12 protein-coding genes and 1 tRNA gene are annotated in these 13,439 nt (G+C 61.7%); 1 reads left to right on the top strand and 12 read right to left on the bottom strand.

The window, feature by feature from the left end:
• Positions 1-4 precede the first annotated feature (4 nt).
• From JFT85_RS26185 to JFT85_RS26145, 9 genes are all read right to left on the bottom strand, one after another.
• On the bottom strand, positions 5-931 hold the full coding sequence (locus JFT85_RS26185; RefSeq protein WP_069551295.1) for an ABC transporter substrate-binding protein: 927 nt from the start codon (positions 929-931) through the stop codon (positions 5-7).
• Positions 932-949: 18 nt separating this feature from the next.
• Entirely contained in the window at positions 950-1,723 is a 774-nt protein-coding gene (locus JFT85_RS26180) for an amino acid ABC transporter ATP-binding protein (protein ID WP_069551296.1), read from the bottom strand.
• Positions 1,716-2,687 (bottom strand): amino acid ABC transporter permease, encoded by a 972-nt coding sequence (locus JFT85_RS26175; protein ID WP_201230688.1) that lies wholly within the window; start codon positions 2,685-2,687, stop codon positions 1,716-1,718. The genes JFT85_RS26180 and JFT85_RS26175 overlap by 8 nt, the downstream gene beginning before the upstream one ends.
• Positions 2,688-2,712: 25 nt before the next feature.
• Positions 2,713-5,106 (bottom strand): TonB-dependent receptor plug domain-containing protein, encoded by a 2,394-nt coding sequence (locus JFT85_RS26170; RefSeq protein ID WP_069551297.1) that lies wholly within the window; start codon positions 5,104-5,106, stop codon positions 2,713-2,715.
• Positions 5,107-5,512: 406 nt separating this feature from the next.
• Positions 5,513-6,304: a Fe(3+) dicitrate ABC transporter ATP-binding protein FecE gene (gene fecE, locus JFT85_RS26165; RefSeq protein WP_053257045.1), complete on the bottom strand. Its 792-nt coding sequence runs from the start codon at positions 6,302-6,304 to the stop codon at positions 5,513-5,515.
• Positions 6,305-6,308: 4 nt separating this feature from the next.
• Complete coding sequence (locus JFT85_RS26160; protein WP_201230686.1) at positions 6,309-7,277, bottom strand: FecCD family ABC transporter permease; 969 nt, start codon at positions 7,275-7,277, stop codon at positions 6,309-6,311.
• Positions 7,274-8,263, bottom strand: coding sequence for an iron-dicitrate ABC transporter permease FecC (gene fecC, locus JFT85_RS26155; RefSeq protein WP_053257047.1), 990 nt, complete (start codon positions 8,261-8,263; stop codon positions 7,274-7,276). The genes JFT85_RS26160 and fecC overlap by 4 nt, the downstream gene beginning before the upstream one ends.
• A gap of 2 nt (positions 8,264-8,265) precedes the next feature.
• Entirely contained in the window at positions 8,266-9,180 is a 915-nt protein-coding gene (locus JFT85_RS26150; protein ID WP_371850817.1) for a Fe(3+) dicitrate ABC transporter substrate-binding protein FecB, read from the bottom strand.
• A gap of 170 nt (positions 9,181-9,350) precedes the next feature.
• The gene (locus JFT85_RS26145) at positions 9,351-11,756 is read right to left on the bottom strand and encodes a TonB-dependent receptor (protein WP_201230684.1); all 2,406 of its coding nucleotides are present in this window, start codon (positions 11,754-11,756) and stop codon (positions 9,351-9,353) included.
• Between the two features lie 178 nt (positions 11,757-11,934).
• Between JFT85_RS26145 and JFT85_RS26140 the strand changes: the two genes are divergently transcribed.
• A complete protein-coding gene (locus tag JFT85_RS26140; protein WP_053257050.1) occupies positions 11,935-12,564 on the top strand; it encodes a CatB-related O-acetyltransferase in 630 nt (209 codons plus the stop codon).
• A 68-nt stretch (positions 12,565-12,632) separates the two neighbouring features.
• Here the strand turns inward: JFT85_RS26140 and JFT85_RS26135 are convergent.
• The 3 genes from JFT85_RS26135 to ihfA form a co-directional block, all read right to left on the bottom strand.
• Positions 12,633-12,709 (bottom strand) — tRNA-Pro (locus JFT85_RS26135).
• A 90-nt stretch (positions 12,710-12,799) separates the two neighbouring features.
• The gene (locus JFT85_RS26130) at positions 12,800-13,156 is read right to left on the bottom strand and encodes a MerR family transcriptional regulator (protein WP_003174972.1); all 357 of its coding nucleotides are present in this window, start codon (positions 13,154-13,156) and stop codon (positions 12,800-12,802) included.
• On the bottom strand, positions 13,137-13,439 hold the full coding sequence (gene ihfA / locus JFT85_RS26125) for an integration host factor subunit alpha (protein WP_002553164.1): 303 nt from the start codon (positions 13,437-13,439) through the stop codon (positions 13,137-13,139). The genes JFT85_RS26130 and ihfA overlap by 20 nt, the downstream gene beginning before the upstream one ends.

The following is a 13,439-nucleotide window of genomic DNA, read 5'->3' as shown; positions in this document are numbered from 1 at the left end:
TCTCCTAGTCCGGCAAGCCCGGCGGGTTGATCAGCGACGTGTCGACGCGCTCCACCTCCAGGCCCCAACGCTGCAGCACCTGTTCGTATTGGCCACCGGCAATCGCGCCCTCCAGGGCGGTATGAATAGGCTGGACCAGGCCGTTGTCCTTGCGCGTGGTCACCGCGATATCCGCCTTCAATGGCCAACCACCGTTGACCGTACCGACACGCTTGATGCCGCCTGTAATCGCCGCCGAATAGGCGTACACCGAGTTAGGCCCGAAGAGCGCATCGCTGCGCCCCGACTGCACCGCCAATTGCGCGGCGGCCTGATCGTCGAAGTACTGCAACAACGCAGGCTTGATGCCGGCCTTTTCGTTGGCCTCGTTCCATGCCAGCAGAACCTTTTCCTGGTTGGTGCCCGAGCCGACGATGATCTTCAACCCGGCAATGTCCGAAGCCTGTTTGATCTCGGTGATTTTGCTGGTGCTCTTGACGTAAAAGCCGAGCACATCCTGGCGATAGGTGGCGAAGTCAAAGCGCTTCTTGCGCGCCTCGGTCACGGTGACGTTACTGATCACCGCATCGTATTTGCCCGAGCTGACGCCCAGCGGCCAATCCTCCCAACTGGTCTGCACCACGTTGAGTTGCAGGCCGAGGCTGTCGGCCACCAGTTGCGCGGTGTCGGCCTCGCTGCCGATGGTGGTCTTGTCGTCACTGGCCAGCAGTGCCAGCGGTGGCCCGGCCACGCCGGACACCGCCACCGTGAATTTGCCCGGTTGGGCGAACTTGAAGCCCGGCGGGATTTGCGCGATGGCCGCCTCGTTGCGTGGCACATGAATGCGTGCGCGGTCAGGGCTGAGGTCGACGGGTTGCGTGGCGGCGAAAGCCGTATGCGCGGCACTGACAGCAAGCGTCAGCAAAGCCACACGGGCGGTATTGATGAACATGAGCAGTCACTCCTTGAACTAAAGCACCTTGCCGAGAAAGGCCACGGTGCGGGGATGTCGGGGTTGGCGAAAAACCTGTTCGGGCGGGCCCTCTTCGATCAGTTGGCCTTCGCAAAGAAACACCACGTGGTCGGCTACCTCGCGGGCAAACCCGATCTCGTGGGTGACGATCACCAGGGTCACGCCCAATTGGGTCAGGCCCTTGATCACGTCGAGCACCTCGCCCACCAGCTCCGGGTCGAGGGCCGAAGTAGGCTCATCGAAAAGCAACACCTTGGGGTTCAGCGCCAGGGCCCGCGCGATGGCCACACGTTGTTGCTGGCCGCCGGACAGCTGGCGCGGGTAGGCATCGAGCTTGTCCGCCAGGCCGACCTTGGCCAGCAGTGCGGACGCCTTGGCTTGAGCCTCGGCCTTGCGCCAACGCTTGTGCGCCAGCGGCGCTTCGGCGATGTTTTCCCAGGCCGTGAGGTGCGGGAACAGGTTGAAGTTCTGGAACACGAAACCGACGTCGATACGCCGCTTGAGAATCTCGCGTTCCTTGAGCTCGTAGAGCAGGTCGCCCTTGCGGCGGTAGCCGACGTATTCACCGTCGATGGTGATATGCCCGCTGTCGATTTTCTCCAGGTGGTTGATGGTGCGCAGCAAGGTGGATTTGCCCGAGCCGGAGGGGCCGAGAATCACCGTGACCTTGCCCGGGTCGATGGTCAGGTCGATGTCTTTCAACACCTGCTGGTTGCCAAAGCGCTTACCCACGCCCTGGATCTGGATGCGCCCGGCGCGTGCTTCACCCATGGGTTTTCTCCTTGAGCCAGCGGCCTATGCGTTGCAGCGGTGTCGGCGGCAGCACGCGCGCAGTGCCTCGGGCGAAATAGCGCTCGACGTAGTACTGGGCGCTGGTCAGCACGGTGGTGATGATCAGGTACCAGACGGTGGCGACGATCAGCAACGGAATGACCGCCTGGGTGCGGTTGTAGATAACCTGCACGGTGTAGAACAGCTCCGGCAACGCGAGTACGTAGACGATGGACGTGCCCTTGACCAGGCCGATGATTTCGTTGAAACCCGAGGGCAGGATCGAGCGCAAGGCCTGGGGCAAGATGATGCGGAAGATCCGGCGCGAGGCCGGCAGCCCCAATGCCGCCGCGGCTTCATGCTGGCCGGCGTCGACGCCGATCAGGCCACCGCGAATGATCTCCGCCGCGTACGCCGCTTGCATCAGGCTCAAGCCCAGCACCGCCACGGTGAATTGGCTGAGCACATCCACCGTCGACCATTCGGCGAACACCACAGCGGTGAACGGCACGCCGAGCACGATGTGGTCATACAGGTAGGCGAAGTTGTACAGGATGATCAGCACCAACAGCGCCGGCATCGAGCGGAAAAACCAGATATAGCCCCACGCCAATGCCGCCAGCAGCGGCGAGCCGGACAGCCGCGCCAGGGCCAGCGCAGTGCCAAGGATGATGCTGAACACCGTGCTGAGCAGCGTCAGCAACAGCGTCTGGCCGAGGCCGCGCAGCACCGACGGCGAGAAGAACCATTGACCGAACACCGCCCATTCCCAACGCGGGTTGGTGGCCAGGGAATGCACGATGGCGAGCAACACCAGCGCGGCGAAGATCGAACCCGCCCAGCGCCAGGGGTGCCGGGCCGGGACCACCTGCAGTGCCTTGATCGGCGGGGAGACACGGCGCTGGCGAACCGGGTAGTCGGTGACCTCATCGATCAGGTCATAGGTTTTGGCGACAATGGGCATGTTCTATTCCTCGCGGGTAGCGGCCTTAGAAGGCATAAGTCAGCCGGGTGTAGTAGTACCCGCCGGTAAAACCGTAGGGCGAATAGGTGCCGTAGCTGGCGAGCATGGTGCTGCTCGGCACGCCTTGTTTCTTGGGGTAGAGGTCGAACAGGTTCTTGGCGCCGACCGCGATGTTCAGGGCTTTGGTGAGGTTGTAGCCAAGGTCGAGGTCGGTGATCCATTTGGCGCTGTAGAGTCGGTCCAGGCTGCGGTCGGCGGAGACGTTGACTTCCTTGTAGGTGCCATAGCGTGTCAGGGCCAGGTTGAGGTTGAAGCGGTCGAGGCTCCAGTCGCCGCCGAGAATCAGCTTGGTGCTGGGCTGGACGCCGGTGATCAGGTTGCGCGCCTGGCGATCCATCAGGTCATAGGCGGTGCCCAGGATGGTGGTGGACGCCTTGTAGTTGAGGATCCGGGTCTGGTTCCAATTGAACGCCGCCGTCCACTTCAAAGAGCCGTACTGGCCAATGTCCTGGTTGTAGTTGCTGACCAGATCCACGCCTTTGGTACGGGTGTCGGCGCCGTTGATGAAGTACTGGCCGCCGGAGGTTGAGTTAATGCCGTTGTTCTGCAGCACCTGGGTGACTTGCGGCCCGAGCAAGGTACCGGTCAGGGTGATGCGGTCGCGCAGGTTGATCACATAGGCGTCGGCGGTGAAGTTCAAACGGTCGGTGGGCGTGAGGGTGAAACCCAGGCTGAAATTGGTCGAGCGCTCGGGTTTCAGCTCTTGAGCGCCGAGGGCCTTGGCCGCCGCCGAACCCACCGGCAGCACACCGTAGTTGATCGACTGGTAGACCCCGTCGACCACGCCATAAGTGGTGGAGCGCGCACTGAACAGGTTGTTGGCCAGGGAAGGCGCGCGAAAGCCATTGCTGACCGTGGCGCGCACGGCAAATTGCGGGGTGAAATCGTAGCGCGTGGTCAGCTTACCGCTGCGGGTGGCGCCCACGCCTTCGTTGTAATGCTCATAACGCAAGGCGGTGCCCACGTACCAGTCCGGCAGCGGGTTGAAACCCACATCGACATAGCTGGCTAGGCTGTTGCGCGAGGCGCTGGTGGCTTCGTCCGGTGAAATACCGTTGGTGACCTGGGCCCCGGATGACGCGCAGTTGCCCGGTGCCACGCAATAACCGCCGTTGGCATAAGACGCATAGTCACCGGCCTGCACCTCATAGGTGTCGCGTCGATGCTCGAAGCCGTAGGACAGGTCCAACGGTTTTTGCAGGCCGACGTCGAAGCCGCGCTTGAAGTCGAGGTTGGTGGTCAGCTCGGTAGAAATCCAGGTGCCGGAGGTGAAACTGTTTGGCGTGTACTCACCCAGCGACGGGTTCTGGTTGTGGGTGGTGCCCTGCTCCGCTTCGTTGCGCCCGTAGGTGGTGGACACGTCCCAGTCCCACGCGCCGACGCTGCCTTTGCCGCCGACTGCGGCCTGGAAATCATCCTCGTCGATGAACCAGGTCGGCGTATAACCGGCCGGGTAGCCGTTCGGTCCGGTCGTAATGGTGTTGGTGATGGTGGGCAGGCGGTAGTTCTGCCCCTGCTCGGCGTTGCGTCGTGAGTACGTGGTGAAGGAATACAGGCTGAGACCGTCATCGATCGGCAGCTCGGCGTTGTAGCCCAAGGTCAGCAGGTTGGTCTTGGGCGTACCGTAACCGCCATAGGTGGCCCTGCCGGCCTGGTTGTAGGCTTGCTCATAGGTGTAGCCGTTGGCGCTGGCCTTGTTGTCGTCATTCTGGCTGCGTGCATCCAGGGCCAACTGCACGATGCCGCCGTCGCCGATTTCAAACCCCTTGTTGAGGCTCTGTTGCACGGTCTGTTTCTTGCCGTCGTAACCCTGCCCGATATGGGTCACGGCGGTGCCACTGGTGTCGGCCTTGAGGATCACATTGATCACCCCGGCGATCGCATCCGAACCGTATTGGGCTGCGGCACCGTCGCGCAGCACTTCCACATGGTCGATGGCGCTGATGGGAATCAAGTCGAGATCTGCCGGCGCCGCGCCGGTGTTGATGCCGTTGATGTTCAGGGTGGCACTGGTGTGGCGACGTTTGCCATTGACCAGCACCAGCACTTCGGCGGCGCTCAACCCGCGCAGGTTGGGTGCGCGGGCAATGCCGCTGGCATCCCAGCCGGTTTTTTCCGGCAGGGTCAGCGACGGGATGACCGCGCTCAAGGCTTCCATCAAGCCGGGCTTGCCGGTGTTTTGCAGTTGCTTGGCGCTGACCACATCGATCGGCACCGGGCTGCTGGTGACGGTGCGCTGTTCGGCGCCACGGTTGCCGGTGACCACCACGGTGGACAGGGTGCTGTCGTCCTGGGCCTGTGCGGCGCCGGCCAACAGGGCCAGCGCCAGTGCGGTGGTGGGTTGTAAAACGTGCTTCATGGCCACTCCAAACTTTCCAGATCGCGAAGTCGGGCAGTCACGCCGTCGTCGGGACGGCGCGAGGTGCACGGTTATCAGGGAGGTGTAAGCGATCTGTAACTAGGTGTGGGGCGAGCGAGGGCTTTGAAATGGCAACATACGTTGAACTCCGTTCCAACGATTCTGCCGCAGGGTCATTACCCGGTTATGGCGCGCAGAATCTGAATCACGCTGGGTACCATCCGAGGTCAGGGGTAGGCTGTTGCGATCAAACATAACGGAATGAATTTCAAAAATATAATGCTATTTGGTAATAAGCTAATATTCTACACTTTCATCTTTTGTAAAAACATTATTCATATAAATAATATTCATGCCGAACAGAACGCGATTTGCGGGCAAGCCGCTTGCCGCGTTTGCGATCACATCAGGCACGGGCACGGGTGCTTTTTTCCACCAGGCACATAGGCGTACCGGCCAGCGGCTCCTGCATGACCTGCACGTGCACATCGAACACCTGGCGCATCAGTTCGGCACTGATCACCTGGGCAGGCGCGCCATCGGCAACCAGCTTGCCGCCGTGCATCACCGCCAGATGATCGGCATAGCGGCAGGCCTGGTTGATGTCATGCAGTACGGTGATAACGGTTTTGCCTTCGGCGGCCAGTTCGCCCATCAAGTCGAGCAGCTCGACCTGATGGCTGATGTCGAGGTAGGTGGTGGGCTCGTCAAGCAGCACCACCGGCGCATTTTGCGCCAACACCATCGCCAGCCAGGCGCGCTGGCGCTGGCCGCCGGACAAATCCGCCAGCGCGCGGTCGGCCAGGCTGTCCAGTTCCAGGCGTTGCATGGCTTGGCTCACATGGGCTTGATCGTTGCCGCTCAGGCGCCCCCACAGCGAGTTGTGCGGGCTGCGACCATAAGCGACCAACTGGCGCACGCTGACACCCTCCGGCACCGGCAGCACCTGGGGCAAAAACGCAATTTGCCGTGCCAACTGGCGCGCGGACAGGCTGGCGTAGGCTTGGCCATCAAGGCTCAATTCGCCTTGGGTGGGTTTAAGGATGCGCGCAAACGCCTTGAGCAAGGTGGACTTGCCGCAGCCATTGGGGCCGATCAACGCGGTGACGCGACCCGCTGGCGGTGTGAACGACAACCCCTGCACGATTCGCGTTGCACCGTAGCCAATGTCGAGCTGTCGTGCCTGAAGAATACTCATGTCATCAGCCTTTGAACCGTGCCAGCAACCAAAGAAAATACGGCGCACCAATCACCGCCGTGAGAATGCCCGCCGGGATTTCGCTGGGCGCGATCAACGTACGCCCGACGGTGTCGGCCAGCACCAGCAGCAGCGCGCCAATCAGCATCGCGGCGGGCAGCAAGTAGTGGTGATGCCCGCCGACCAGGCGCCGCGCCATATGCGGCGCGACCAGACCGATAAAGCCAATCGGCCCGATCACGCCGACGCCCAGGCTGGTGAGCACCACCGCGCAGGCCATCGCCAGCCAGCGCGTACGGCCGAGGGCGGTGCCCAGGCTGTGGGCGGCTTCGTCGCCGAGGGCGATCAGGTTCAGCGGTTTGGCCAGGCACAGGCCCAGCGGGATCAGCAGCAGAAACGGCAGCACCAACATCACATGGTGCCAATTGCGACTCCACAGGCTGCCGGTCAGTGCGAGCAACGCGGTGTTGATGTCCAGCGGGTGAGACAGGATCAAAAACTCGGTGACGCTGGATAAGGTCACCGCAATCGCCACACCCGAGAGCGCAAAACGCACCCCGGAAAAACTCACGCCGGTGTTGTACAGCGCCAACAGCAAGGCGCCGCACGCCCCGCCCAGGCAGGCTACCAGCGGCAGCCAGGCAATCGGCAGTTGCGGCCAGCTGATGATCGCCACCGTCAGCGCCAACCCTGCACCCTGCGTCACACCGAGAATTTCCGGTGAGGCCAGCGGGTTGCGAATCACCCCCTGCACAATTGCCCCCGCCAGACCGAACGCACACCCGGCCAGGATGGCGATCAGGCTGCGTGGCAGGCGGTGGTTCCACACTTCAAAATCGAGGGCGTCGTGGGCCACCAGGCGATCCAGCACGGTTGCGGGCGTGAGCCACACCGTACCGGCACTGAGGCTCACCAACAGTGTCAGCAGCAACAGGCCCAGCAGCAGCCATAAGCGCAAGCGTGGCCGGCTCATAGGGCACGCCTGGCAAGGAACAGAAAGAACGGCGCGCCGATCAGCGCGGTCACCACGCCCGCCGGGGTTTCCACCGGAAAGGCCACGGCGCGACTGAGCAGGTCGGCGCCGAGCACGATCACCGCGCCCAATGCTGCGCTCAACGGAATCAGCCAGCGGTAGTCGTTACCGAGAAATTGCCGAATGATATTCGGCGCGATCAGCCCGACAAAACCGATCGGGCCGACCGCGCAGACGCTGGCGCCCACCAGTAACAAACTGGCGACAAACACCTGCAGGCGCAGGCTGGCGATACCCACGCCCAATGAGCGCGCAGCGTCTTCGCCGAGGTTGATCAGGTTCAAGCGCGGAGCGCACCACAGCGCCCACAGGCCGCCGATCAACGTGCAGGGCCAGAGCAATTGCACCTGGGCCGCTCCGACATTCGCCAGGGAACCGGCCAGCCAGTTCAACACGCTTTGCGCCTGCGCCTCGACCAGAATCACGGTGAGCCGAGTCAATGCCGCGCACAGCGCCGCCACGGCCACACCGGCCAATACCAGCCGACCTTGCGCAGTGGTCGGCGACCAGGCACCGCCGAGGCTGAATACCGTTACCCACGCCAGCGCGCCGCCCAGGCAGGTCATCAACAACGCACCGCCGGCGAACGGCGGTGCAACCAATCCGGTCGAAAACAACGCCAGCCCCAGCGCTGCGCCCGCTGTCACGCCAAACAGCGAAGGCGACGCCAGACGGTTACGGGTGATGCCCTGCATCAGCGCACCGGCCAGCCCCAGGCAGGCACCGATCAACGCCGCACACACTGCTCGCGGCACCCGCAACTGGGCGACGATATAAGCCATATTGCCGCCTGTGTGGCCTTGGTGAACCAGACCATTCCAGGCATCGGTCGGGGTGATCACAAACGGCGACCAGCTGTACAGCGAGCACCAGAACAACACGGCCCCCAGCAGCACAATACTGATCGCCGCGACACTGCGCTGCACGGTTATTGGCTCAATACGGCATGGCCGCCTTTAAGAATCGCGAGGGCGTCTTCTGCGATCTGCTCCGAGGCCAATACACCACGGTTGCGCGCCCAGCTGTCGCCATCGACTTCAGCGACGTGCTGATTGCGTACCGCGCCGAGCACTTGCCACAGCGGCTGCTTGCTCCAGGTATCGACGATGCTGGGGCGACGGTAGTGCCCTACCAACAACCAACCTGGGTCCAGCGCGAGCAATTGTTCCAGGCTGACAAACTCGGTTGGTGCAGCCTTGGCGCGTACCGACGGCACTTTCAAGCCAATCGCCTCCAGCACACTGCCGGCGTAAGAGTCCGGGCCGTGCACGGAAAAACTGTCCTCACGCGCAACGCCGAACAGTACGCTGGCGCCGGCGGGAATCTGCTGCGCAATCGCGTTCAGGTGCTCACGGTTCTGCGCGATACGCGCTTGCATCTGCGGGCTTTTACCCAGGGCCTTGCCAATCAGTTCGGCGGATTTCAGGCTGCCCTGGTAATCCTCACCGCGTGATGGCAACAACAAGGTTGGCGCGATGCTCGCCAAGTCGCTGTAGAGCGCCTGGTGACGATTGAGGTCAGCGACGATCAGGTCCGGCTTGAGCCGGGCGATTTCCTCGATGCTTGGTTGCGAACGCAAGCCCACTGACGTCCATTGGCCGATGGCCTGGCGCACACGCGGCAACACTCGGTTGGCATCGCCATCGTCGGCGGCCCCGACTGGGGTGACGTCAACGGCAGCCAGGCTGTCGAGAAAAGAAAACTCCAGCACCACCACGCGCTTGGGCGCATCCGGCAGGTGCACCGCATGCTGGCCGTCATTGAGGTCGATGGGGGCCGCGTTCAACACGCTGGAGGAGAATGCCAGGAGGCAGGCGGCAAGGGTCGGGATGGAGCGCAGCATTCGCATGACAAAGACCTCGGCGTTAAAACACCCAGGCGGGAGAGGCCTGGGAAAACGGCGGGTACTATTCCATATCACGGCGATGCAATCAAAAAACATTCTTATTAACGCGGCGAGTCTGGGGTGTGCCCAGGGCTATGTGGGCGCCAGCGTCCACATAGCCCCGGTGCTTAGAAGTCCACCGTGGCCGACAACAAATAGGTACGCGGCGTGGACAGGGTGAGGCCCGGTTCACTGTCATCCGAAGCACCGGCCGAACTCCAGTAGCGTTTATCGGCGACGTTCTCGACATTCGCGCGCAAGGTGATCTGCTTATCGTCGACCTTGAAGGCATAGCGCGCACCGACGTCAAGGCGGGTCCAGGCGTCGATTTCCTTGACGTTGGACTGGTCGAGGTACTGCGAGCTGGAATAGATACCACGGCTGGTCAGGGTCAAACCTTCTACCGTCGGCACATCCCATTCGGCGCCCAGGTTGACGTTGTACTTGGGCGTGGCCGGGGCGCGGTTGCCGTCGAAAGTACCGTTGGTGGTATGAGTGAGTTCGCTGTCGATAAACATCACGCCACCCAGCAGGCGCACGCCCTTGAGCGGCTCGCCGAACACGCTCAGTTCCACGCCGTCGTTCTGGCGTTTGCCGTTGGGGCCGAACACCCGTGTAGTGGCGTTGGTCTCGTAGGCCGGCTGCTTGATTCGGAACACCGCAGCCGTCACGGCAAACGCGCCGGCGTCGTACTTGGCGCCGACTTCAACCTGGCGGCTGACAAACGGCGGGAAGATTTCATCTTCATTGATCGAGGTCGAAGGCGCGATTTTGCCCTGGCTCAAGCCTTCCATGTAGTTGGCATACAGCGACAACTTGTCGGTGGCTTTGAAGAGGATGCCGCCCGATGGCGAGACTTTTTCCTCGTCATACGCCGTATCGCCTTTGACGTTGTCGGTCCAGTCGTCGACCTTCACCCGCTGCCAGCGCGCGCCGAGGGTCAGTAATAAACGCTCGTCGAAAAAGCCCAGGGTGTCCGACAGCGCCACGCCACTGAAGCGGTTCTCGGTGTAGACCCTGGAATCCAGGCGTGTTGGCCGTGAAGGGGTTGGGGTTTCTACCGGGTTATACAGGTTGCTCGGCGCCGCCGCATACCGCGCACCACCGTTTTCAAAATCCATGTAGAAGTAGCTGGCCGCCAGGTTGATCTCATGGCTAACAGCTCCGGTATGCAACCAACTGCGCACCCCGGCTGTGGCGGTGCGCACGTTTTCATCGCGGGTGAAATCCCGTGGCAATACGCTGAAATCCCCGGCGTTGTTGGTGACGGAAACCGCGTGACGCAGGAAGTCGTGGTGGCTCTTACGCGCGCCCACACCGCCATAGAGCATCACGTTGTCACTGAGGTCAAACTCGCCGTTAACGGTGCCGAAGGTGTCATCGGTGCGGGCTTTGCTCCAGGGCTGTGCGTAGTTATGGCGCACATCGTTGGCGCTCGGCACCCTGGCATTGGCGCCGACTTGTACACGTTCTTGCGGCGCGTCGGTGTCGCGCTCGGTGTGGCCTATATCCGTGGAAAGGCGCAGGCGCTCGCCGCGAAAATCCAGGCCCAACACGGCCATTTCACGGTCGACACGCTGGTGATCCCATTCGGTATCACCGGACTGCTTCACGCCATTGAAACGCAGGCCAAATGTGTTGTCCTCACCAAAGCGCCGTCCCACATCCACCGCGCCACCGGCCTGGCTGCCGGAGGCCCAGGTGCCGGTCAACGAGGTGATGTCCTTGTCGGTGGCGCGCTTGGGCACTACGTTGATCCCGCCGCCGACGCTGCCGCGCGGCGAGATGCCGTTGAGCAACTGGCTCGGGCCTTTGAGGATGTCGACGCGCTCGGCCATTTCCATGTCGATGGTGTAAGTCGGCAGCACGCCATAGAGGCCGTTGTAGGCCACATCGCTGTTGAACAGGCTGAACCCGCGAATGGTGAACTGCTCGTAGCGCCCGCCCGCCGGGTTGGTGGTGCGCACCGACGGGTCGCTGGCAACCAGCTCGCCGAGGGTGCGCGCCTGCTGGTTCTTCACCGCCTCGGCGGTATAGGTGGTCATGCTGAACGGCGTTTCCATAAAGTCACGCGAGCCGAGCAGACCTTGCGATCCGCGGCGCGCCACTTGGCCGCCGGCGTAGGTATCCCCATCGGCCTGCCCCGTCATACCAAGGATCGACGTGGGCGCCAGTTGCAGGCTGCCGCCCTCCGGCACCGGCACCAACCTATACGCCTGCTCGCCCAGCGCTTGCAGTTGCAGGCCCGATCCCGCCAGCAACTGCGCAAAGCCCTCCTCCACCGCGTATTCACCCGACAAGCCGGCGCTGCTGCGACCGCTGACCAGTGCCGGGTCCACCGACAGGTTGACCCCGGCGAGCCCGGCAAAACGGGTCAATGCGGCGCTCAGGCTACCGGCCGGCACCTCATAGCTGCGGCGCTGAGTGCCGTCTTCGGCATAGCTGATCGGGACAAATAACGGGCTGGCACAGAGGCTCAGCATCAGGCTGAGGTTCAGCAACGGGCGCAAGCGCAAGGGTGAGACTGCGGGCATTGGGGGAAGCTCTCGATTTTGTTCACTTGCCTGGAATGACAGGCGAGGTGAAAAAAAGGGACAGGCTTCGACGACTATTTTCAGAAGATCAATAAACGGCTCCACCTTCGTCTTGCATAGACGGCACCCATTCCTCACGATGTCGCCTGATTTCAATCTCTGCAAGAAGGCTCACCCCATGAAGCTATTGCGTAAATGGCGCGAACATAAAGCGCGCAAGGCATTACGCGCGCTCTCCCCGCTGGAGCGCTCTACGCAAAAACTGCGCAACCGTTACCCCGATTACAGTTTTGGCATCGGCACCTACGGAGACTTGAAGGTTCATGACTGGCATGAGGGCACAACCCTGCGAGTAGGCGCCTACACCTCGATTGCCGGCAATGTCGAAGTGTATTTGGGTGGTCACCATCGCACTGACTGGCTCAGCTGCTACCCGTTCCCGGCCAAGGTTAAAAGCCTCGCCCACATCACCGACTTCGGCGGCAGCAAAGGTGACGTCACCATCGGCAATGACTGCTGGATCAGCTCGCATGCGAAGATTCTGTCAGGCGTGACCATCGGCAATGGCGCGGTGGTTGCCGCCGGCTCGATCGTCACCAAGGATGTCGCGCCGTATGCCATTGTCGGCGGCAACCCCGCCAAACATATCCGCTGGCGCTTTGACGAACCCACCCGCCTGCTCCTTGAGCAATCCGCCTGGTGGGAATGGTCGGAAACCGAAGTCTGCGCGATCGCGCCTTTGCTCTGCAGCACGGACATCACCCCGTTTGTGGACTACCTCAAACAGCGCGAACGCACGGCTGGCTGAAGCCACCTGAAAGTGTGACGCATGAAAAAGCCCAACCTTTCCAGATTGGGCTTTTTCAAAGAAGAATATGGTCGGGACGGAGTGATTCGAACACTCGACCCCTAGCACCCCATGCTAGTGCGCTACCGGACTGCGCTACGCCCCGACTAGGCGTGTTACTGGGTTCGCTTCGCAACGAAGCGATCAGGAATATACCGCAAGCTTTTGAAATGTGGAAGTATTTTAAAAGCCTGGGTTATTTCTTCAAAACCACCAGCACATCTTCGAGTTCGGAGATCATCTGGCGGATCAATTGCTTGTATTGGGTGGTGTCGTCTTTGGCTTCATCACCGGACATACGCTGGCGCGCGCCGCTGATGGTGAACCCCTGATCGTAAAGCAACGCGCGGATCTGTCGGATCATCAGCACATCCTGGCGCTGATAATACCGACGGTTCCCGGTGCGTTTGACGGGGTTGAGTTGAGGAAACTCCTGCTCCCAATAGCGCAGCACGTGCGGTTTGACCGCGCAGAGCTCGCTGACTTCACCGATGGTGAAGTAGCGTTTGCCTGGGATGACGGGTAGCTCGTCGTTATGACTTGGTTCCAGCATAAGCCTCAACTCGGGCCTTCAACTTCTGCCCTGGACGAAAGGTGACCACACGGCGAGCCGTGATCGGGATTTCTTCTCCCGTTTTTGGATTGCGGCCAGGCCGCTGGCGTTTGTCCCGCAGGTCAAAATTGCCGAAACCGGACAATTTGACCTGTTCGTTGTCTTCCAGAGCGTGCCTGATTTCTTCAAAAAACAGCTCGACCAATTCCTTGGCCTCGCGCTTGTTCAGACCCAACTCTTCGTACAGACGTTCCGCCATCTCAGCTTTCGTCAAAGCCCCCAT

This window comes from Pseudomonas sp. TH04, from assembly GCF_016651355.1.
GTDB lineage: Bacteria > Pseudomonadota > Gammaproteobacteria > Pseudomonadales > Pseudomonadaceae > Aquipseudomonas > Aquipseudomonas fluorescens.
Note: the sequence above shows the minus strand (reverse complement) of the source record. Positions and strands in the feature narration are given on the sequence as shown.